This window comes from Aequorivita sp. IT1282 (assembly GCF_058068205.1).
On sequence record NZ_JBYRHR010000001.1, the window covers coordinates 147963 to 168034 of the forward strand.

24 protein-coding genes and 1 tRNA gene are annotated in these 20072 nt (G+C 35.7%); 11 read left to right on the top strand and 14 right to left on the bottom strand.

Features of this window, described 5'->3' with window-relative positions:
* The first annotated feature begins 119 nt into the window (after window positions 1-119).
* The 4 genes from rpsF to AC3RVG_RS00715 all read left to right on the top strand — a co-directional run bounded on the left by rpsF (window position 120) and on the right by AC3RVG_RS00715 (window position 1927).
* Window positions 120-458: a 30S ribosomal protein S6 gene (gene rpsF, locus AC3RVG_RS00700; RefSeq protein ID WP_489689506.1), complete on the top strand. Its 339-nt coding sequence runs from the start codon at window positions 120-122 to the stop codon at window positions 456-458.
* A 3-nt stretch (window positions 459-461) separates the two neighbouring features.
* Complete coding sequence (gene rpsR / locus AC3RVG_RS00705; RefSeq protein WP_111881944.1) at window positions 462-758, top strand: 30S ribosomal protein S18; 297 nt, start codon at window positions 462-464, stop codon at window positions 756-758.
* 15 nt (window positions 759-773) lie between these two features.
* Window positions 774-1316, top strand: coding sequence for a 50S ribosomal protein L9 (gene rplI, locus AC3RVG_RS00710; protein WP_489689507.1), 543 nt, complete (start codon window positions 774-776; stop codon window positions 1314-1316).
* A 137-nt stretch (window positions 1317-1453) separates the two neighbouring features.
* Window positions 1454-1927, top strand: coding sequence for a DUF6495 family protein (locus AC3RVG_RS00715; protein WP_489689508.1), 474 nt, complete (start codon window positions 1454-1456; stop codon window positions 1925-1927).
* A 64-nt stretch (window positions 1928-1991) separates the two neighbouring features.
* Here AC3RVG_RS00715 and AC3RVG_RS00720 read toward each other — a convergent pair whose 3' ends face one another.
* The gene (locus AC3RVG_RS00720) at window positions 1992-3233 is read right to left on the bottom strand and encodes an ABC transporter permease (protein WP_489689509.1); all 1242 of its coding nucleotides are present in this window, start codon (window positions 3231-3233) and stop codon (window positions 1992-1994) included.
* A gap of 159 nt (window positions 3234-3392) precedes the next feature.
* Between AC3RVG_RS00720 and hisS the strand changes: the two genes are divergently transcribed.
* Window positions 3393-4763, top strand: a complete 1371-nt coding sequence (hisS, locus tag AC3RVG_RS00725; protein WP_489689510.1) for a histidine--tRNA ligase — start codon at window positions 3393-3395, stop codon at window positions 4761-4763.
* Window positions 4764-4895: 132 nt separating this feature from the next.
* Here the strand turns inward: hisS and AC3RVG_RS00730 are convergent, their stop codons facing one another.
* Entirely contained in the window at window positions 4896-5501 is a 606-nt protein-coding gene (locus tag AC3RVG_RS00730) for a hypothetical protein (protein WP_489689511.1), read from the bottom strand.
* A gap of 323 nt (window positions 5502-5824) precedes the next feature.
* A tRNA-Met gene (locus AC3RVG_RS00735) sits at window positions 5825-5898 on the bottom strand.
* A gap of 204 nt (window positions 5899-6102) precedes the next feature.
* Between AC3RVG_RS00735 and AC3RVG_RS00740 the strand changes: the two genes are divergently transcribed.
* Both AC3RVG_RS00740 and AC3RVG_RS00745 read left to right on the top strand, forming a co-directional pair.
* Window positions 6103-6489, top strand: coding sequence for an START-like domain-containing protein (locus AC3RVG_RS00740; protein ID WP_489689512.1), 387 nt, complete (start codon window positions 6103-6105; stop codon window positions 6487-6489).
* A 57-nt stretch (window positions 6490-6546) separates the two neighbouring features.
* The gene (locus tag AC3RVG_RS00745) at window positions 6547-7392 is read left to right on the top strand and encodes an aminotransferase class IV (protein ID WP_489689513.1); all 846 of its coding nucleotides are present in this window, start codon (window positions 6547-6549) and stop codon (window positions 7390-7392) included.
* Here AC3RVG_RS00745 and AC3RVG_RS00750 read toward each other — a convergent pair.
* From AC3RVG_RS00750 to AC3RVG_RS00770, 5 genes are all read right to left on the bottom strand, one after another.
* On the bottom strand, window positions 7389-7949 hold the full coding sequence (locus tag AC3RVG_RS00750) for a YqgE/AlgH family protein (RefSeq protein WP_489689514.1): 561 nt from the start codon (window positions 7947-7949) through the stop codon (window positions 7389-7391). The two genes, AC3RVG_RS00745 and AC3RVG_RS00750, sit on opposite strands and share 4 nt — an antisense overlap.
* Before the next feature lie 204 nt (window positions 7950-8153).
* Window positions 8154-8426 carry an HU family DNA-binding protein gene (locus AC3RVG_RS00755; protein WP_489689515.1) on the bottom strand — a complete coding sequence of 91 codons (273 nt, stop codon included), beginning with the start codon at window positions 8424-8426 and terminating at the stop codon, window positions 8154-8156.
* 181 nt (window positions 8427-8607) lie between these two features.
* Window positions 8608-9558: a methionyl-tRNA formyltransferase gene (gene fmt / locus AC3RVG_RS00760; protein ID WP_489689516.1), complete on the bottom strand. Its 951-nt coding sequence runs from the start codon at window positions 9556-9558 to the stop codon at window positions 8608-8610.
* Between the two features lie 4 nt (window positions 9559-9562).
* A complete protein-coding gene (locus tag AC3RVG_RS00765; protein ID WP_489689517.1) occupies window positions 9563-11461 on the bottom strand; it encodes a RecQ family ATP-dependent DNA helicase in 1899 nt (632 codons plus the stop codon).
* A gap of 94 nt (window positions 11462-11555) precedes the next feature.
* On the bottom strand, window positions 11556-12089 hold the full coding sequence (locus AC3RVG_RS00770) for an AAA family ATPase (RefSeq protein WP_489689518.1): 534 nt from the start codon (window positions 12087-12089) through the stop codon (window positions 11556-11558).
* 82 nt (window positions 12090-12171) lie between these two features.
* Here AC3RVG_RS00770 and AC3RVG_RS00775 point away from each other — a divergent pair, with 82 nt between their 5' ends.
* From AC3RVG_RS00775 to murA, 3 genes are all read left to right on the top strand, one after another.
* On the top strand, window positions 12172-12462 hold the full coding sequence (locus tag AC3RVG_RS00775; RefSeq protein ID WP_489689519.1) for a DUF493 family protein: 291 nt from the start codon (window positions 12172-12174) through the stop codon (window positions 12460-12462).
* Window positions 12463-12537: 75 nt separating this feature from the next.
* Window positions 12538-13200 carry a DUF4290 domain-containing protein gene (locus AC3RVG_RS00780; protein WP_489689520.1) on the top strand — a complete coding sequence of 221 codons (663 nt, stop codon included), beginning with the start codon at window positions 12538-12540 and terminating at the stop codon, window positions 13198-13200.
* Window positions 13201-13217: 17 nt separating this feature from the next.
* Window positions 13218-14531 (top strand): UDP-N-acetylglucosamine 1-carboxyvinyltransferase, encoded by a 1314-nt coding sequence (gene murA, locus AC3RVG_RS00785; RefSeq protein WP_489689521.1) that lies wholly within the window; start codon window positions 13218-13220, stop codon window positions 14529-14531.
* A 4-nt stretch (window positions 14532-14535) separates the two neighbouring features.
* On the opposite strand, the gene AC3RVG_RS00790 is transcribed toward murA, so the two are convergent.
* From AC3RVG_RS00790 to AC3RVG_RS00800, 3 genes are all read right to left on the bottom strand, one after another.
* The gene (locus tag AC3RVG_RS00790) at window positions 14536-15147 is read right to left on the bottom strand and encodes a hypothetical protein (protein ID WP_489689522.1); all 612 of its coding nucleotides are present in this window, start codon (window positions 15145-15147) and stop codon (window positions 14536-14538) included.
* Between the two features lie 101 nt (window positions 15148-15248).
* Complete coding sequence (locus AC3RVG_RS00795) at window positions 15249-16553, bottom strand: cryptochrome/photolyase family protein (RefSeq protein WP_489689523.1); 1305 nt, start codon at window positions 16551-16553, stop codon at window positions 15249-15251.
* A 93-nt stretch (window positions 16554-16646) separates the two neighbouring features.
* Window positions 16647-17108 (bottom strand): SRPBCC family protein, encoded by a 462-nt coding sequence (locus AC3RVG_RS00800; protein WP_489689524.1) that lies wholly within the window; start codon window positions 17106-17108, stop codon window positions 16647-16649.
* Window positions 17109-17444: 336 nt separating this feature from the next.
* On the opposite strand from AC3RVG_RS00800, the gene AC3RVG_RS00805 reads away from it, so the two are divergent.
* A complete protein-coding gene (locus AC3RVG_RS00805) occupies window positions 17445-18290 on the top strand; it encodes a DUF2911 domain-containing protein (protein WP_489689525.1) in 846 nt (281 codons plus the stop codon).
* A gap of 63 nt (window positions 18291-18353) precedes the next feature.
* On the opposite strand, the gene AC3RVG_RS00810 is transcribed toward AC3RVG_RS00805, so the two are convergent.
* The 3 genes from AC3RVG_RS00810 to AC3RVG_RS00820 all read right to left on the bottom strand — a co-directional run bounded on the left by AC3RVG_RS00810 (window position 18354) and on the right by AC3RVG_RS00820 (window position 19946).
* Window positions 18354-18785: a hypothetical protein gene (locus AC3RVG_RS00810; protein WP_489689526.1), complete on the bottom strand. Its 432-nt coding sequence runs from the start codon at window positions 18783-18785 to the stop codon at window positions 18354-18356.
* Entirely contained in the window at window positions 18782-19282 is a 501-nt protein-coding gene (locus tag AC3RVG_RS00815) for a hypothetical protein (RefSeq protein WP_489689527.1), read from the bottom strand. The genes AC3RVG_RS00810 and AC3RVG_RS00815 overlap by 4 nt, the downstream gene beginning before the upstream one ends.
* Window positions 19283-19388: 106 nt before the next feature.
* Window positions 19389-19946 carry an RNA polymerase sigma factor gene (locus tag AC3RVG_RS00820; RefSeq protein ID WP_489689528.1) on the bottom strand — a complete coding sequence of 186 codons (558 nt, stop codon included), beginning with the start codon at window positions 19944-19946 and terminating at the stop codon, window positions 19389-19391.
* Between the last annotated feature and the right edge of the window lie 126 nt (window positions 19947-20072).

Below are 20072 nucleotides of genomic sequence, written 5' to 3' on the forward strand. Positions count from 1 at the left end.
TGTTTTTTATTTCTAAAGTCTCTTTAAAATAAGGTTTGATAATACCAAATAAAGTATTATTTTTGCACCCTCTTTGGCAGAAGGCCAAGGTTTTAATTATTAATTTTAATAGATTTTTTATGAATCATTACGAAACTGTTTTCATCTTAAATCCCGTTTTATCTGAAGATCAGATAAAGGAGACAGTAAAGAAATACGAAGATCTTCTTGTTTCTAAAGGTGCTAAGATGATATCCAAAGAAAATTGGGGCTTGAAAAAACTTGCTTACCCAATCCAGAACAAAAAAAGTGGTTTTTATCACCTTTTTGAGTACACCGTAGATGGTGAAGCTGTACATGAATTAGAAATTGAATTCAAAAGGGATGAGCGTTTTATGCGTTACCTTTCAGTGAGCCTTGACAAGCATGCAATTGCTTGGGCAGAAAAAAGAAGAAACCGCGATAAAAAATCAGCATAAATTATGGCCACACTACAACAACAAGCAAAAGGAAAAAAAGACGGAGAGATCAGATATCTTACTCCTCTTAATATAGAAACCAACAAAACTAAAAAATACTGTCGTTTCAAGAGATCTGGTATTAAGTATGTTGACTATAAGGATGCAGATTTCTTATTGAAATTTGTAAACGAACAAGGTAAAATTCTTCCAAGAAGACTTACCGGAACTTCATTGAAGTATCAGCGCAAAGTGGCTGTTGCCGTTAAAAGAGCACGCCATTTAGCACTTATGCCTTACGTAGCCGATTTATTAAAATAAAAAACCAGAGATAGTATGGAACTTATATTAAAAAAAGACGTAGAAAATCTGGGATTTACAGATGATCTTGTAACCGTGAAAAACGGTTTCGGAAGAAACTTTTTGATTCCACAGGGGCACGCAGTTCTTGCAACCCCATCGGCTAAAAAAGTATTGGCTGAAACTTTGAAGCAACGTGCTTTCAAAGAAAAGAAAGTTGTTGACGAAGCTAAAACACAGGCTGAGAAACTAAACGGACTTGAAATTAAAATCATCGCCAAAACAGGCGAAGGTGATAGATTATTCGGTTCTGTTACTAACGGAGATCTTTCTGACGCACTTGAAAAAGAAGGTGTTTCTATCGAGAAGAAGTATATTACTGTAGCTGGTGGCGCTGTTAAGCGTACTGGTCAGTACGATGCTACTATCCGTTTCCACAGAGATGTAGTATCTAACTTCGCTTTCGAAGTAGTTGCAGAAGCTAAACCAGAAGTTAAAGGGAAAGCTAAGCCAGAAGTAAAAGCTAAAACAGAAGAAAAGTCTGATGATAAAACAGAAGATAATTCTGAAGCAAATTAAATAACACGATTAATTGTATTAAAACCTTTCTCGTTTACGGGGAAGGTTTTTTTATTTTATCTTTTTTTTCAAAGAAAAGAGTGAAGATTACAAAGTAAAGCAAACGGATTACAGATAACTGTCAACAGAGAACTGATATGAAATACGCCAGATTAACAAAAGAACAATTTGAAGAGCTACATCAAGAATTTATAAATTTTCTTGCTACGCAATCCATCACTGCTGATGAATGGAAAAAGTTGAAAACTGAAACACCCGAAGTTGCCGAACAGGAACTCGACATTTTTAGCGATCTTATTTGGGAAGGGGTTTTAATTAAAGTGAAGTATATAGAGCACATTTCGCCTAACCAGTTAATGCTTTTTCATATTACAGATGCGTTTATGGAGTTGATTGCTATAAAAGTGGAAGATGAAACTATAGACATTACCACCCAAATTGGCTACAAATGGCTTCAGCAAAACATACATGATGATTCGGTAAACCTTTACACGTCTACCAAAGCAATTACAGACGATCGCAACAAAGATATTTTTGTATTGATTCAACAAGGTGCCGTAATTACTAAAGGAGAGCTTTATAATTATTTTGGGGATCTTCTGAAAGAATAATAATCAATTTTCAAATTATTCGGAATTTGGAATGTAATATTTGTGTTTTAAAAATTTACAGACCTTATTCGTATCGCAAACTTTCTATAGGGTCCAATCCAGCCGCTTTTGATGCCGGATAAGATCCTGCGATTACAGCTACAACAAAGGTTATAATTGTCGCCCAAATCATTGCTGTCCAAGGAAGAGTGAAATCGAACTCAAAGATTTTTGCAAAGGCGAAACCTGTAAGTACACCGAGAATAATTCCTAAAAGACTACCAAACTGACCAATTACAATCGTTTCCATAAAAAATTGGGTGGAGATTGTAGAACGTTTAGCGCCAAGTGCTTTCCGCACACCAATTTCGCGGGTGCGTTCGGTTACCGAAACCAACATTATATTCATTAACGCAATAGAAGAGCCAAGAATAGTGATGATGCTAATAATCCATGCGGCAGCTTGCAAATAACCAGTTATCATCGAAATTCGATTAATTAAATCGTCACTGCGCTCTATTCCGAAGTTATTTTCTTCAATCGGGTTTAGTCCCCGGATATTTCTGAATGTTATAATAGCATCGTCCTGGGCGGCCTCCATCATTTGTTTGTCGTCTACTTTTACACTTATATTGTAATTTATATTAGGTTGTGTGTAAATGCCGCGGGCAACTTGTACGGGGATTAGCACTTTTAAATCTTGATTGTTTCCAAAAGTTGAGCCTTTAGACTCTAAAAGACCAATAATTTTAAATTTCACTCCGCGAATACTAATTGTTTTGTTGATGGGGTCTTCGTTTTCAAAGAGGTTTTTCGTAAAATCTGAGCCTATTAAGCAGACTTTATTATTATTTTCAATATCGAAAATTGTAAAATTTCTTCCACGATCCACTTCGGTTCCGGTGTTGTCTAAATAATTTTCATTCACTCCATAAACGCGAATTTCGGGATCGGTCTTTTCAGAACCATATTTTACTTCGGCCCCTGCTGTTCCTATAAAAGAGAGCGATGTTTTGGTGAAGGGGTATTTGTATTTATCCGTAAATTCTCGAACGTTATTATAACTTATTATGGGGTTTATTTTTTCGCGTTCGCCGCCATTTCTGGATTGGACCGAAAATTCATACTGCTGAATATTAAACGTATTGGCGCCCATGGAAGCAAAATTGCCTGAAATGGTATTTTCCAGCGCAGCCACTGCGCTTAAAATGCCAACGAGCGCCCAAATACCAATCCCAATTATAACTATTGTTAAAATGGTTCTTAAGAGTTGGCTTTTAATGCTGTCCATCGCAATACGGACATTTTCCCGGAAAAGTGAAAACATATAATTAGTGTGTATTTTACATTAGACTGCAAAAGTGGGATAAAGTTACAGAATTCCTTCGAAGACATGAATCGCCTTTACGTAATCTTATTGTGGCAAACTTCATTATTATTTAGGATATTTGTCAATTCAAAATACAAATTCAAAAAACGTAGAATTTTGTCAAAAAAACCATCAATTCCTAAAGGCACCCGCGATTTCAATCCAGATGAAGTTGCGCGTCGCAATTATATATTCAGTACTATAAAGGATACATTTTCGCTTTATGGATTTCAACCAATTGAAACGCCGTCTTTCGAAAATAGTGATACCTTAATGGGGAAATATGGCGAAGAAGGCGATCGATTGATTTTTAAAATTTTGAATAGTGGCGATTATTTATCAAAAGTTGATGATAAGTTATATTCCGAAAAGGATAGTAATAAAATAACTTCAAAAATTTCTGAAAAAGCGCTCCGTTACGATTTAACAGTGCCATTTGCACGCTACGTGGTGCAACATCAAAACGAAATAACATTTCCTTTTAAACGCTACCAAATACAGCCCGTATGGCGAGCAGATAGACCTCAAAAGGGACGTTTCCGTGAGTTTTTTCAATGCGATGCCGATGTTGTGGGTTCAACTTCACTTTGGCAGGAAGTGGAATTCGTGCAGCTTTACGATGCCGTTTTCAGCAAACTTAGTTTGAAAGATGTAACAATTAAAATCAACAATCGAAAAATTTTAAGTGGAATAGCAGAAACCATAGGTGCGGAGGACAAGTTAATAGATTTTACTGTGGCGCTAGATAAACTCGATAAAATAGGCGAGGACGGCGTGAAGAAAGAGATGCGAGAAAAAGGTATTTCGGAAGATGCACTTCAAAAATTACAACCGCTTTTTTCTTTTAAGGGAAGTAACGATGAAAAAATTAATTCTTTAAAGCAATTGCTACACAGCTCGCAAATTGGGCTGAAAGGTGTGGAAGAACTCGAATTTATCGCAAATAATATTAAAACACTTGGTTTGCAGGCTGCTTCATTGCAAATTGATGTTACACTTGCCCGAGGATTGAATTACTACACAGGTGCAATTTTTGAAGTCTCAGCTCCTGCAGAAGTGAATATGGGAAGCATTGGTGGTGGCGGAAGGTATGACGATCTCACCGGAATTTTTGGCTTAAAAAATATGAGCGGTGTGGGTATCTCCTTTGGTTTGGACCGTATTTACTTGGTTTTGGAGGAATTGAGTCTATTTCCCGAAACTGTTTCAGAAAATAGCAAAGCGCTTTTTATAAATTTCGGTGAAAAGGAGGCTTTGTATGCAATGAAAGCAATCACTAACTTGAGAAAAGTAGGTGTTAAAGCAGAATTGTATCCTGATGAAGCAAAGATGGGTAAGCAAATGGGGTATGCAGATAAGCGTAAAATACCTTATACTGCTTTGGCTGGTGAAAAAGAAATGGAGGCGCAGTCTTTCACGCTTAAAAACATGAAAAGTGGCGAACAGTTTCAAATAACTTATTCAGAATTAGAAAAGCACTTAGCTTAGCCCAATTCCACCCGTGAACCCGATGGAGAATTGGCTCTATGAGGTTTTCGCGTTAACCTGTTTTCAACTTCTAAGCGCGCAGACTCAGATAGCAAACCAGCTATTTGTAGTTTCGTTATGTTGCTTAAAGTATCATTCATCTCCAATTTCATTAATTATTTTCTCGTAAGAAATAACGTAATCTATTTGTTTTTCTTCTGAAACATGCTTTTGCGGAGTTTCAAGAATTATAAAATCAAATAGTTTTGAAATTATTTTTTTAAGACGTTGCTCTGTAGTTAACACTGCATTATGTATATAATGTGCGACTATGGTAAGCACAACGGCAAGAGCCAAAAGAGTTACATAATAAGTTGTTATGGAATAATCTCTAATAGGCAATAAAATATAAATTGCAAAAAAGAAGCCTACAAAGAGGAATGCATTTGCTATATAGTTAATGGGCTTTTTTAAATCGGCTATAATATAGCCCGATACAAATTTCAACAACAAACCAGATGAAATTGCCATAATTGGTAGACTTATAGAAAATAAGAAAGAGGACATATACGCATAACCGAATAAGCCCTCTTTGTCTTCAATAAGATATATCATGTGTAGAAAAGGTGATAAAATCGCCGCTACACATAAAAATATTAAATATATATTAATCTTGTGGCTCCAAGTGGTCTGGAATCCCATTACAGTTTCTGTCGCTTGGGGGACATGATTTGTGCTTGTCGATTTGTTGTTCATCACTAATTTGATTTTCTGGGGTACAGCTAAAGGTTAGACCGGCTAGCATTACAATTGCGAATACATAATTTTTCATGATATTGAGTTTTAAGGATTAAATGTAAATTTAAGCCTTCAAACGACAGATATCAATAGGTTGAGCAATAACTTATTAACGCATTCTTAACAAATGTAAGTAAAATAGCTACAACTGCAATATGTTTTCGATAAACGGAATAAATATGTGTGTTCTGGTAAAAAGTAAAATATAATAGCAGAAGGTAGCGCAGAGCTTTCAAATTCTTCCATAAAAAAATCCCCTCAGAATTATCTTTGGGGATTTTTAGTAGCGAGAGGGGGGCACGATCCCCCGACCTCCGGGTTATGAATCCGACGCTCTAACCAACTGAGCTACCTCGCCGTGTTTATTATTGTAATAAAACTCAAGCTATATGCTTAAGCGGGTGCAAAGATAGAAACAAAATTATGTGTGGCAAATTTAAGTTTCAATATTTGTCATAAAAATTGCATCTTTCTCAACACGCTCTTTAAAATAAAAAATTTCAATCTTTAATTTGAGTTTAAGATTAATATCTATATATTGGGCATCAACTAACAAAAAGCTATGGAAGATAAAATTAAATATGAAATGGAATTCCCTATACAGGTTTCCCCTTCACTTTTATATCAGTATATTTCAACGCCTTCGGGACTTTCCGAATGGTACGCCGACAATGTAAATTCAAGGGGCGAATTCTACACTTTCATCTGGTCTGGAAGTGAAGAACGCGCAAAATTACTAAGTAAAAAGAGTCCAGAACGAATCAAATTCAGATGGATAGAAGATGAGGGCGAAGAGTTCTATTTTGAATTGCGTATTCAAGTTGATGAAATAACAAAAGATGTTTCATTAATGGTAACGGATTATGCGGAAGAGGATGAAATAGAAGAAGGAAAAATGCTATGGGAAAATATGGTTTCCAATCTAAAGTCAATCTTGGGATCCGTTTAAAATCCCTTTAAATTATAATACCTTTGCACCGTCCAATAAAAATGGGCGGTTTTTTTTATGGTAAATTTAAACGGAACATTAGTAGCGAATAACCAGGCAACGGTTACAACAGATAATAGAGGCCTCAATTATGGCGATGCCGTTTTTGAAACGTTGCGATATGGTGGCGGAAAGATTTATTTCTGGGAAGACCATTACTTTCGTTTAATGGCTTCTATGCGAATTCTGAGGATGGAAATCCCTATGAATTTTACTATGGAATTTCTGGAAGAAGAAATAATGAAGACCGTTAATTCTTCTGAAGAAGTAAACGCTACATTTCGTGTAAAAATGCTAGTATGGCGTAAAACTGGTGGTAAATATACGCCCGAAACCAACGATGTTGAATATACAATTTCGTTTGAAAAACTTGAGACGCCATTCTACATTTTAAGTGAAGAGAACTACGAAATTGAGCTGTATAAAGATCATTTTATCACCTCTAGTTTACTGGCCACCCTTAAAACATCTAACCGACTTATAAATATACTTGGCAGCATTTACGCTAAAGAAAATGATTATAAAAACTGTCTTTTGTTAAATGAAAAGAAACAGGTTGTTGAGGCACTGAACGGAAATATATTTTTGGTTTCAGGCAATTCTATCAAAACACCGCCACTTGCAGATGGTTGTTTAAACGGTATTTTGCGCAAACAACTTATTGCAATTATTAAATTGATGCCAGAATTTTCGCTTGAAGAAATCTCGGTTTCACCATTTGAATTGCAGAAAGCTGATGAAATTTTTATTACAAATACAATTCAAGGAATTGTTCCCGTAACAAAATATCGGAAAAAAGAATTTGTAAATGCTACTGCGAAGTTGTTATTGCCAAAATTGAACCTTAAGGCAAGAATGAGTTAGTTGAAGCTGGGATTTTCTGGGGCATTAGACCATAATATATAATCTCCACCAAATTCAATCATTTTTTCTTTCCAAAAATTTATATTGGTTTTGCCTATAATTTTATTGTCATAATCGTTTGGCACTACTACCCAACTATTAACTTCTAATTCCTGTTCCAGTTGCTCGCTTTCCCAACCAGAATAGCCAAGGAAGAAACGAATTTGGTCTTTTTTTAATTTGTCTTCTTTTAAAAGATCAACAATTGCACTAAAATCGCCACCCCAATAAATACCACTAGATATTTCTATGCTGTCGGGAATAATATCAGGAATGCAATGAATAAAATACAGATTATCTTGCTCTACTGGACCTCCGTTAAAGACAGGAAGCTTAGAATTTATCTCCGGCACAAAATCACGAAGCTTGTATTGTAAGGGCTTATTGAGAATAAACCCAACAGATCCATTTTCAGTATACTCGGCTAAAAGTACTACTGAACGATTAAAAGAAACATCACCAATTATTGATGGTTCTGCAACTAATAGGAGGCCTTTGGCGGGTTTTAGAGTGGTCATAGAATATATTCAATACATTAAATCTAAGTAATAATTTTAAAAATACCAAAAAATTACTAAACTGATGTTTAATTTAAATTTAATTGAATAATTATGATAAAATGTTACGAATTTTCAATTTGCTCAAAATCAGTCTTATAAAAAAAATCCTTCTTTTCAACTTAATGAAAAGAAGGACTTAAAATTTTGTAAAATATTTTACAATTAGTTTACGCTATTTTGTAAATCTGAGCCAGCTTTGAATTTAACTACTTTTTTAGCAGCAATCTTGATGGTTTTACCAGTTTGAGGGTTTCTTCCTTCTCTGGCAGCTCTTTTTGATACTGACCAAGATCCGAAACCTACAAGTGATACTCTGTCACCTTTTTTAAGAGAACCTTCAACATTCCCTAAGAAAGACTCTAAGGATTTCTTAGCAGCAGCTTTTGTAATTCCGGCATCAGCTGCCATTGCATCGATTAAATCTGATTTGTTCATAATTTTTTTAAATTAAATTGTTGGTTAAACTTCGATTAATTGCTCTACAAATTTAATAGGAATATCCGTTCAGGCAAGTAACCACGCAGGAAATCATTATTATTGTTAATAACTTAGACTGTTTGTTAATAAACATGACGTGTTTTTTAAGAAATTTAACCAAATCAGTGATAACAAGGGTTTACAATAGTTTCGAATCGTCCTCAAAAGAATACCCATTCAACAGCGCAGAAACATCCATTTTTCGTTTTCCGGGGAGTTGTATTTCCTTAATAATGATGAAACCCGCTGAACATGCTACTTTCAGTTCTTTTTTTGAAGCTTGGATAGTTCCCATTTCTAAATTATGGTCGTCCATTTCGAAACTAGCCGCATAAATTTTCGCTTTTAATTCCTCCTTATTATTATACAAAACTGACCACGCCACAGGATAGGGAGAAAGACCTCTTATAAAAGCATCTATTTCTAGTCCAGGTTTTGTCCAATCTATTCTTGTATTCTCTGGAGTAAGTTTTGGAGCATCTTTTAAATCACCGCTTTCGGGTTGTGGTTTTGGATTAGCATTTCCTTTCTCGATTAAATTCAAGGTTTCCAATACAAGTTCACTGCCTTTAAGCATTAACTTATCGTGAAGGGTTTCAGCGCTTTCATTTTTTTCAATAGGAATTTCCTTATTCGCGATTATGGAACCGGTATCGATCTTTTCGTCAATAAAAAATGTGGTGACGCCTGTTTTTTCCTCCTTATTAATAATAGCCCAATTTATTGGCGCCGCACCTCTATATTGTGGAAGCAACGAAGCATGAAGATTAAAGGTGCCTAATTGCGGCATTTGCCAAACTGCTTTTGGGAGCATTCGGAAAGCCACTACTACTTGAAGGTTTGCATTTAAATCTTTCAACTCTTTCAGAAAAGATTCGTCCTTTAAATTTGTGGGTTGAAGGACGGTTAAGTTTTGCGAAACGGCATAGTCCTTTACCGCAGAACCCATAAGCTTTCTGCCGCGGCCCGCAGGTCTATCTGGAGCGGTAATGACGCCCACAATATTTTGGCCCGTTTCAACCATCGCTTTTAAAACCCCAACAGCAAAATCGGGAGTTCCCATAAATACTATTCTCAAATCGTTATGCATTTTTTCAGTTTAAGTAATATTGGTTTTTCGGATTTATTTTTATCTTTTCGGCATCCATTAGAAGACGGATAACCTTTAAAACATCAGCTTCGGCAAAAGTAAGTTTTTCTGAAATCTCGCGCGAACTTAATTCTTCCCCTTCAAGAAATGCAAGTATTTGTCTTGCCATCTGCCGAACTTCACCTTTTGAAAGTTTTGAAGTTTGCCCTTTACAAACCGAACATATACCACATTTTGAAGCAGTAGTTTCACCAAAATAGTTGACTAATTGCACGCTTCGGCAGGTTTTGGTGTTTTCAATATATTGTAAAACCGAATTAACTTGGGCCGTTTTTTTACGATTTAATGCTTCTACTTCGCGCGAAATAACATTGATAGTTTTGTCGTCTTCGCGCGGTATTAAAAAGGTGAGCGTAGCATCGGTTATCTGCAAAGTCATTTCCACAACTTGGTCGCGTTGCATTTTATTCAAAACAGCAATAACTGTTTCAATGGATTGCCCCGTTTTGGTAACAATTAAATCTAAATTAATTGAAGTGGGCATTTCAAAAATTCCACCGTAAATTCTTAGTATTGTTTTGCCGATGACGGAGGCGGTGATGTCCTTTGCAAAATAGGTTAAAACCTGTTCTGAAGAAATTAAGAAATGGACCATGGATTTACGTCCAAATTCCTGCGACAACTGAATAACGCCCAATCGGTCTAAGCTGTTTAAGGCATTATAGGCAAGCAAAGTATTTAAGGTGTATATTTTACAGAATTCAGAAAAACTGAAATTATGTTTTGTAAATTCTCCTTCACCGTAGGGAATCTGAAAATAATTGTTCAGCGTGCGATAGATTTTTTTTAAATCTGCAGTGGTAGGCAGCGATTCTATAAATTGCTGCTTTACGTATATTTTATCGTATTCATTATAAAGAAGCACTGCAGAAGCATAATTGCCATCGCGCCCTGCTCGACCGGCTTCTTGAAAGTAGCTCTCTAAACTTTCGGGAATTTGAAGGTGAATTACAAAACGCACATTTGGATGGTCAATTCCCATTCCAAAAGCATTAGTTGCAACCATTGTAGAAAACGATCCATTGCGCCACGACTGTAGCTTTTGAGCTTTTTCTTTAGCTGAAATTCCGCCGTGATAAAATGTTGCCGAAATTCCTAAACTGTTAAGCTGTTCGCTTATTTCGACGGTGCTTTTTCTATTTCGAACATATACAATTGCAGAGCCAGTATTGGTTTTTAGCAGCTGCTCGGTTTTATATAGTTTGTCTTCTTCTTTAAAAACTTGATACGAAAGATTTTCGCGAACAAATGAATTCCTATAAATTACAGGAAGTTCCATTTTTAATTCAGAAATAGTATCTTCTAAAACTTCGGGCGTCGCAGTGGCAGTAAGTGCTATAATGGGAACCAAGGGATGAATTTCCCTAAGTACCGTTATGTTTTTATAGGCTGGTCTAAAATCATTTCCCCATTGCGAAATACAGTGTGCTTCATCTACCGCAATGGAGTTAACATTCATCTGCCGAATGTAATTTTGAACTATCTCTTGCTGCAGTCGCTCGGGAGAGAGGTAAAGAAATTTGTAATTTCCGTAAAGAGCATTGTCTAATAAGGTATTTAACTCATCGAAAGTAATTCCGCCGGTCAATTTTAAAGCTTTTATGCCGTGATCTTTTAATGCATTTACTTGGTCGCTCATTAAAGCAACAAGTGGCGAAACTACTATGCAAATACCGTCCATTGCCATAGCGGGAACCTGAAAACACAGTGATTTTCCGCCGCCGGTTGGCAATAATGCTACCGTGTCTTTTCCATTTAACACAGACGCAATTATGTCTTCCTGCATTGGTTTGAAGGAAGTAAACCCCCAATATTTGTTCAGGATGTCGTGGACATTTGTCAAATTGTTCTCATTGGGTTAATGCGTTATTAAATTGTAAAGATAGTAGGTTGCCTGTGTAAAAGTGATTGATTTAAGAAATTCAATCACTTAATGACTAAATTTTACTTAATATGAAATTTGCCCGCTCTTCAATAGTACCTACGGGCACTTCGCATATTTTGTAGCCATAGTTTTCGTAACCAGTTTTCAGAAAATGAAATATTTTTTCAGCTTGAGCAAAACTCTCGTAACGCTCGTTATCCTGTTTGTAAATTTCTTCCCAGGGTGGAAGAAGAAATATTTTATTATACCGAAATTCGTTACAGGTTATTGAGAAATTTTCGGGGTAATCCGTTCCCATATAATCCATATATGCAGTAACATCGGGCATGCCACGATCATAAAAAAGTATGGATGCGGCGCATTCTTTTCCTTCGTGATATTGTTTCAATCTTCCTTCCAGCAATTTTTCGCTGAATAGAATTGGGCTTTCCAGAAATAATTGCTCAATCCCTTGTTTTTGAGCTTCCAAAGTTACAGCTCTTGAAATTTCGTGCATCACTACATGTCCTTCTTCTTCCAAGTATTTTATAAGCGCTGTTTTCCCTGTGCCAGGTCCGCCAGTTATTACAATTTTTTTCGTTTTCAAAAGATTCAATTTTATGCAAAGTAAGTAAATAAATATTTGAGGTGAAAGTGTATCTTTGTTGCTCACAGAGCAAAATTATTTGATGGATCAAAATAAGAACACTTCAGAATTTTACGACCGTTTAAAAAAGCAACTCGAAGAAGATACTACTTGGCCCGCGCCCTATCTTTTTAAATTTATAGTACCTGCCGAGCTCGAAAAAATTGCTGAGATAGAACGAATTTTTGATGGCACCGATGCTAAAATAAGCACCCGCGATTCTTCCAAAGGAACCTATTCAAGCCTATCTGTGAATGTTACGATGGAAAACCCAGACCAAGTGGTAAAGAAATATCTTGAAGTTTCCAAGGTTGAAGGCGTTATTTCACTATAATTTTTAGTATTTTGCGTCTGAAATGATTTTCAATCTTTCCGAGTACGTTAATATTCTTTCCTTAATAAAAACATTTTGATACAAGAAGTAGCCCAAATAGAGTATAATACAGAACGCCCAAAGCTAATTATTCCAGAATACGGGCGTCATATTCAAAAAATGGTGGATCACGCCATTGCCACAGAAGATAAAGACGAACGAAATAAAATTGCCAAAGGCATAATTGCTGTAATGGGAAATCTAAACCCGCATCTTCGCGATGTTCCAGATTTTCAACCGATGCTTTGGGATCAACTTTTTATAATCTCAGATTTTAAACTTGATGTAGATTCTCCATATCCAATTCCTTCGAGAGAGGAATTAATGGAGCGTCCAGAACCATTGGGTTATCCTCAAAACTTTCCTAAATATCGTTTTTACGGTAATAACATCAAAAGAATGATTGATGTTGCGGTAAGTTGGGAAGAAGGAGATAAAAAAGATGGACTTATTATTACTATCGCGAACCACATGAAGAAATGTTTTCTGAATTGGAACAAAGATACCGTAGAAGACGACGTAATCTTTGCACATCTTTTGGAACTTTCCGAGGGGAAAATCAATCTGAAAAACAGCGATGAAGATTTGAGCGATGCTTCAGATTTATTGAAGAATAAAAAACGTTTTAACACGAGTAATTCTTCTGCTAAGAAAAACTACAAACCAAGCAATAACAACCGCAACCGTAAACGTTATTAAAATTCCAACCAGTATTTATGGGAACTTTCCAAATAGAGGGCGGGCATAAACTTAAGGGTGAAATTACTCCACAAGGTGCCAAAAATGAAGCGCTACAAATTCTTTGTGCCGTATTATTAACTCCAGAAAAAGTTATTATTGAGAATATTCCAGATATTCTGGATGTCAATAAACTGATAAAAATTTTAGAAAATCTAGGTGTAAAAATCCAAAAGTTGGCTAAAGGCAAATATGCTTTTATTGCAGACGAAATCAACCTAGATTATCTAGAATCAGAACTTTTTAAACAGGAGGGAAGCTCATTACGCGGTTCCATCATGATTGTGGGTCCTTTATTAGCAAGGTTTGGCAAAGGATATATTCCGCGGCCAGGAGGAGATAAAATAGGAAGAAGAAGGCTTGATACTCACTTTGAAGGTTTTATTAAACTCGGCGCGAAATTCCGCTATAACAGAGAAGAGCGTTTTTACGGTGTAGAAGCTCCCAATGGTTTAAAAGGTGCTTATATGCTTTTAGACCAAGCTTCGGTAACAGGAACTGCCAATATTGTTATGGCAGCTGTTATGGCTAAGGGAACAACAACCATTTACAATGCCGCTTGCGAACCGTATATTCAACAACTTTGTAAGATGCTGAATTCAATGGGCGCTAATATTAGCGGGGTTGGTTCTAATCTTTTGGTTATTGAAGGCGTTAAGAAATTGGGAGGCTGTAGGCATCGCATTTTGCCAGATATGATTGAAATAGGAAGTTGGATTGGCCTTGCGGCTATGACACGTAGCGAAATTACTATTAAAAACGTAAGCTGGGAAAACTTGGGATTGATTCCTGAAACTTTTAGAAAACTCGGTATAATTCTCGAAAAAGTAGGAGACGATATATATATTCCTGCACAAGATGAATACGAGATTCAAGGCTACATTGATGGGTCTATCCTTACTGTCGCAGATGCACCATGGCCAGGTTTTACGCCAGATTTATTAAGTATAGTTCTTGTAGTTTGTACGCAGGCAAAAGGAAGTGTGCTTATTCACCAAAAAATGTTTGAAAGTCGCTTGTTTTTTGTAGATAAGTTGATTGATATGGGTGCAAAAATTATTCTTTGCGATCCTCACCGCGCTACAGTAATAGGCCATAACTTTGAATCTAACTTGAAAGCTACAACAATGGTTTCACCAGATATTCGTGCGGGAATTTCACTCTTAATTGCAGCATTATCTGCGCAGGGAACCAGCACTATCCACAATATCGAGCAGATTGATCGTGGGTACGAAAATATTGATGAAAGACTTAGAGCGCTGGGTGCAAAAATAACTCGAACCGAGCCCTAATTAATTAGACTTTTCGGTGTTTATTAATTTCGTCCTGTAATTTTCTACGAAGTTTTTGTTCGCGATCTAAACTGTTTCGGCGATAGTCTTCAATTTCAATTTCCATCTCTGCCGTTTTAAGTTGGGCGTCCTTGGTGATTTTATGACTATTCAAAAATCTGTAGAATAGAAGTCCGCTAATTAAAAGCAAAACTAAAATGATACCCCATAATATTGTATTATAGGTAGCTTTAGAAGTAAGAATACCGAAAACTTCAATTCCGTCTTCTTTCTCCTTCGATTTAGATAGATTTTGTTGGGTGTTTTTTAAATTCTGACGAAGTGAATCAATCTCACTTTTCTGATGTCTTAATTCAATTTCTTGATTACTTATATTTTTTTCCAATGAAGAAACGGAGTCTAAAACGTTTCTTTTCAGCTTGGCCAACTGCGTCTTTTTAATAACTTTATATTCTTGATAACTATTGCTATTATCAAAAGCATCGGTCATTTGGTCGTTCAGACTGTTTTTGATAACTTGTATAGAATCCTGAGCCGAAACATTTAAGGCAAATAGAAATAGGGGAAAGATTAATATAAAAATCTTCTTCATGTCTTTTGGTTTGATGTAGTGCATATCTTAACTGTGCAAGAGTAGCAAAATTGTGCTGAATGGCATAAAAATACAATCCCTTTACCTTTTTTTTAACAAATTTAAATAAGCGGAATAGCTATTTGCTAAGAAACGGCAGCTTTATAAACCTTTAAGCAGCGTTCGCGTGCTTCTTTATGATCTACTATTTTATCGGGGTAGGAGTCAGTTCCAAATTCTGAAACGTAATTTTTTATGTACTCGTAATCTTTATCAAACTTTTCAATTTGAGTTGTTGGATTAAAAATTCTGAAATATGGCGCGGCGTCAACGCCACTTCCTGCAGCCCATTGCCAATTGCCAACATTGCTGGACATTTCATAATCTAAAAGTTTTTCGGCGAAGTACGCTTCGCCCCAACGCCAGTCAATCAAAAGGTGCTTGCAGAGAAAACTGGCAACAACCATCCGCACCCGATTATGCATATAGCCAGTTTCATTTAATTGTCGCATTCCTGCATCTACTATTGGATAGCCAGTTTTACCCTCTTTCCACTTTTTAAATTCAATTTCGTTATTGCGCCACTCAATTCGGTCGTATTTCTTTTTAAAAGCATTTTCAACCGTTTCTGGGAAATGCCACAAAATTTGCATAAAAAATTCGCGCCAAATTAATTCCTGCCAAAAGACTTCGTTTTTTTCGGAAGTTGCTTTTTTCATAATTTTCCGAATGCTAACAGTACCAAAGCGTAAGTGTGGGCCCAAATGTGAAGTTGCATCGGCCGCAGGAAAATTTCTTCTTTTTTCGTATTCTTGAATAGTAGTGGGCGTTACGACATAATCGGTGATCTCAATTTTCGATTTACGAAAACCAATATCGCTTAATGTGAGATTTGGTAACTGTGAATTTTGAAAGTTATTTTTTAAAACTTCTGTGGTATTATAAATCTTCTCGTTGTATTCCTTTTTAAACTTTTCTTTCCACGTTTTCATGAAGGGAGAATAAACTATATAAGGATCGCCGTCGCCTTTTACCACTTCATCTTTTTCAAAAATAACTTGGTCTTTGAATGTTTGAAAACCGATATTTTCCTCAGAAAGTAATTTTTCTATTTGTTCATCGCGACTCTTCGCATAAGGCTCATAATCACGATTTATTATTACATTTTGAATATCAAATTCTGAAATTATTTTTTTGAATATAGCTTCTGGTTTGCCGTGAAACATAGCAAGACTGCTGCCGTGTTTCTGCAATTCATCGCGCATTTTTTGAAGTGTTTCAAAAATAAAAGTAACTCGTGCGTCGTCCTGGGGAAGTTCACCGAGTATTTCTGAATCGAATATAAATATGGGAATTACGGGAAAATTTCCGTGTAAGGCTTCGTAGAAACCAACATTGTCATCCAATCGCAGATCTCTTTGAAACCAAAATACATTTACTTTTTCCACCAAAATTTAAATTATTTTTAAAGTTGAAAGACCACTCTTTTTCCACAAAAGCCAACAATTAGTAATATTATTTTCCGCATCTTAAAAATATTGAAGTTATATAGTGCCGAAGAGCTCTACCAATTTATTGTGTCTGTATTTAAAAATTTCGTCCAGCTTCGGTTTCACCAAAAAGGGATGAATCATTTGGCCTAAAAAACCAAAGGGTAACTTATAATGTAATAAATCTTCCATCGCTACGCCGCCGTCAATTTCTTTTATAAAATGTTTATGGTGCCAAAGTGCATAGGGACCGAAGCGCTGTTCGTCTACAAAGTATTTACCTTCTACCGAATGCGTTATTTCGGTAACCCATTTAGTTTTAATACCTAAAATTGGGGTTACAATATATTCAATAATCTGCCCAGCAAACATTGGTCTGTCTGCGCCGGACTGAATATTGAATCCCATATAATCTGGGGTTATAACCTTCAAATTTTTAGGATTTGACAGAAATTTCCAAGCTTCTTCTATGGTAATAGGTAAGTGTTGTTTTGCGTGTAGCGTATAAATTTTCATTCAATCTTTATTTTTCTTGATCGAGTGTTAATTTACGATTCATGCGTAATAACCTATACGTATTTGCCCTAACGTCTGCTTGACGAAAGCCCGGTCTAAATAATTTTTTAAATAACTTTAGCATTTTTTTGAAATTTTCTCTAAAAATACTTTGTTTTACCATATTTAAAAAAGTTTAAACAAAACATTAACTATTGTTCGTAATTCATTCTATAGCTTAGTATTCGGGCAATTGTATTATCTTAATTTTTATGTTAATTTAAGTTTTCCTTAACTCTTCTAAAATTTTCAAAAGAGTAACTTCGTAAAAAATATAACCTTCTTAAAACCATTACAATGAAAAAGATTATTTTACTTTTTTCTGCTTTAATGCTAACAGTTAGTATTCAAGCTCAAATAGAAACACCACAATCAAGTCCATTTCAGAAAATTGAACAGAAAGTTGGCTTAACAGATGTAACTTTAGAATATTCTAGACCTGCCATGAGAGGTAGAACTATTTTTGGAAGTTTGGTGCCTTATGACGCTGTATGGCGTACTGGTGCAAATGCTAATTCTAAAATTACATTTAGCGATGACGTTGAGGTTGGTGGAAAAACCTTAAAAGCAGGATCGTATGCTATTTACACAAAACCAGGTGCTACAAGCTGGGATGTTTATTTTTATAGCGACGCTAATAACTGGGGAACTCCAGAAAAATGGGATGATAACAAAGTTGCAGCTAAAGTAACAACGCAATCATACCCAATGCCAATGAATATTGAATCATTTACAATGAGTTTTGATGACTTATCAAATGATGGAGCTACATTAGGTATGCTTTGGGAAAAAACTTATGTTGGTGTGCCAATTAAATTTAACACAGACAAAACAGTTTCTGCAAGTATTCTAAAAACAATGAATGGTCCATCTGCAAACGATTATTACTCGGCTGCAGTTTATTATTTAGAAGTTGGTAAAGACATAAACCAAGCTAAAACTTGGATTGACAAGGCTATTGATATGAACAAGGATCCAAAGTTCTATCAAATACGCCAAAAATCTTTGATCTACGCAAAAGCTGGAGACAAGAAAGGTGCAATTGCAGCGGCTAAAAAATCGTTGGAACTTGCAAAAGCTGCAGGTAATACTGATTATGTAGCTTTAAATGAGAAGTCTTTAAAAGAATGGGGAGCCATGTAATTTAATTGGTTTCATTATATAAAAAAAGCCCCGAAAATTTCGGGGCTTTTTTTTATCCATTTTTTACTTTTCTCGACTATTTCGGTATCGGTTAAAAAGCTCTCGTTTAAAATCGTCTTCTGCTTTTTTAAGGGAGATTATTTTTTTTGGCGAAATTACTTTCCGCAATTCCGCTGTCATCTGTTTCCTCAATTCTAATTCAGTAGATTCAATTGAAAGGTTTTTATCTATAAGTTCATTAGCTTCAGTATCGGTTAAATTGTCTAAACCTCCCCGAAGTTTTTCGAAAATCTCGGTGCGCTCCTTAAGTCGAAGCACGTGGAATTTGTCGTGATAGCTATTGTAGATTGGCCAAAACTTTTCGGCTTCTAAAGAGGTAAGCGCTAATCGTTCTGTTATATAAGCCGTTTTTAAAGCTTTTATTTTTTCGTGCTTTCCGTCTTGCGCCTGCACAGTGGCGGCTAATAAGAGGAACAATATTACTAATTTTTTCATTGCTCGTTAATTATAGTTTCTGCATCCAGGTTTTCTAAAAGGTAATCTTCTAACGCATTGTCTGAAAACTGCTGCGTGTCAAAATCAATGTCTTTAATGTCTTTGTCGTCTATATAAGTGGTTAAATCATACAAATCAAAATTTAAATTACCATCTTCAATATAGGTGTCAATTGCAGCTAATTGTAGCGCATCGAGACCCGATTGATTGCTATCGTTATTGAAAATAGTAAAGCCAATTAATAAGCAAGCCGCAATAGCTGCCGCATAACCGTAGTATTTCTTCGGAAAAAGTGGAATAACCTTTTTAGGCTTTTCTGAAATTGTAACCGTTTTCAAAATACGTTCGTCCAAAACTTCAAAATAACTGTCGGGAACTTTAAAGCCAGCAGACTTCGGAAAGTTTTCTTCTGCAATTTTACTGAAAAGACGCTCCTCGAAAGTTTCGAAATAACCTTCGGGCACTTTAAAATCTGGTATGTTTTTATCTTTTTTCACTTTAAGTTTTGACTTTCAATAATTTATAAGGTTTTATCTGTCTTGCTTATTTTTTTTGATTGGACAAATAGAACATCCTAATTATATTTATTGCATTAATTCATTTCTAATTTAAGGATGTTTCATTCGATTTTATGAATTGTGTAATTTTCTTTACTGCAATGTGATAACTGCTTTTTAAACCACCTGTTGACGTTTCAAGTATTTCTGAGAGTTCTTCAAAAGTGTGGTCTTCAAAATATTTCATTGTGAAAATTAACCGCTGCCTTTCCGGAAGCGTTGCTATCGCCTTCTGAAACTGAAGCTGGATGGCATCGCCTTCAAAATATACATCACTTTCCAAATTCCGAAGCGCTTCATCTTTTACATTTTCTAAGGAAACATTATTGCGTTTAGCCTTTTTGTTGAGAAAAGTAATAGATTCATTTGCGGCAATTCTATACATCCAAGTGTGCAATTTACTCTCCCCTTTAAAAGAATTGATATTTCTGAAAATCTTTATAAATGTATTTTGAAGCACATCGTCGGCATCATCGTGGTCCAGAACCATATTCCTTATCTGCCAATATAGCCTTTCTTTATACTGCGCTACTAGGTCGCGAAAGGCGGCCTCTTTGGCTCCTTCGGTCTGTAATGCCGTTACCAGTTTTTTTTCTTCAACCATTGTTTGCGCAATCGGTTTTTGGACTGTAAAAAGCGAGAAAGGTTTAATCAGTAAAACCCTTCGTGAAACTTTGCGTATTTCCTTTGTGCCACTTTGTGGTAAAACTATTACATAGCGGTTCGCAAA

Excerpts from the sequence above, each read along its gene's own strand:
- AC3RVG_RS00820 (WP_489689528.1), bottom strand. The coding sequence starts at position 19,946 with ATGGTTGAAGAAAAAAAACTGGTAACGGCATTACAGACCGAAGGAGCC.
- AC3RVG_RS00750 (WP_489689514.1), bottom strand. The coding sequence starts at position 7,949 with ATGACCACTCTAAAACCCGCCAAAGGCCTCCTATTAGTTGCAGAACCA.
- murA (WP_489689521.1), top strand. The coding sequence starts at position 13,218 with ATGGGAACTTTCCAAATAGAGGGCGGGCATAAACTTAAGGGTGAAATT.
- AC3RVG_RS00790 (WP_489689522.1), bottom strand. The coding sequence starts at position 15,147 with ATGCACTACATCAAACCAAAAGACATGAAGAAGATTTTTATATTAATC.
- AC3RVG_RS00755 (WP_489689515.1), bottom strand. The coding sequence starts at position 8,426 with ATGAACAAATCAGATTTAATCGATGCAATGGCAGCTGATGCCGGAATT.
- AC3RVG_RS00715 (WP_489689508.1), top strand. The coding sequence starts at position 1,454 with ATGAAATACGCCAGATTAACAAAAGAACAATTTGAAGAGCTACATCAA.
- rplI (WP_489689507.1), top strand. The coding sequence starts at position 774 with ATGGAACTTATATTAAAAAAAGACGTAGAAAATCTGGGATTTACAGAT.
- AC3RVG_RS00810 (WP_489689526.1), bottom strand. The coding sequence starts at position 18,785 with ATGAAAAAATTAGTAATATTGTTCCTCTTATTAGCCGCCACTGTGCAG.
- AC3RVG_RS00720 (WP_489689509.1), bottom strand. The coding sequence starts at position 3,233 with ATGTTTTCACTTTTCCGGGAAAATGTCCGTATTGCGATGGACAGCATT.
- AC3RVG_RS00775 (WP_489689519.1), top strand. The coding sequence starts at position 12,172 with ATGGATCAAAATAAGAACACTTCAGAATTTTACGACCGTTTAAAAAAG.
- AC3RVG_RS00740 (WP_489689512.1), top strand. The coding sequence starts at position 6,103 with ATGGAAGATAAAATTAAATATGAAATGGAATTCCCTATACAGGTTTCC.
- AC3RVG_RS00800 (WP_489689524.1), bottom strand. The coding sequence starts at position 17,108 with ATGAAAATTTATACGCTACACGCAAAACAACACTTACCTATTACCATA.
- AC3RVG_RS00745 (WP_489689513.1), top strand. The coding sequence starts at position 6,547 with ATGGTAAATTTAAACGGAACATTAGTAGCGAATAACCAGGCAACGGTT.
- AC3RVG_RS00805 (WP_489689525.1), top strand. The coding sequence starts at position 17,445 with ATGAAAAAGATTATTTTACTTTTTTCTGCTTTAATGCTAACAGTTAGT.
- rpsR (WP_111881944.1), top strand. The coding sequence starts at position 462 with ATGGCCACACTACAACAACAAGCAAAAGGAAAAAAAGACGGAGAGATC.
- rpsF (WP_489689506.1), top strand. The coding sequence starts at position 120 with ATGAATCATTACGAAACTGTTTTCATCTTAAATCCCGTTTTATCTGAA.
- fmt (WP_489689516.1), bottom strand. The coding sequence starts at position 9,558 with ATGCATAACGATTTGAGAATAGTATTTATGGGAACTCCCGATTTTGCT.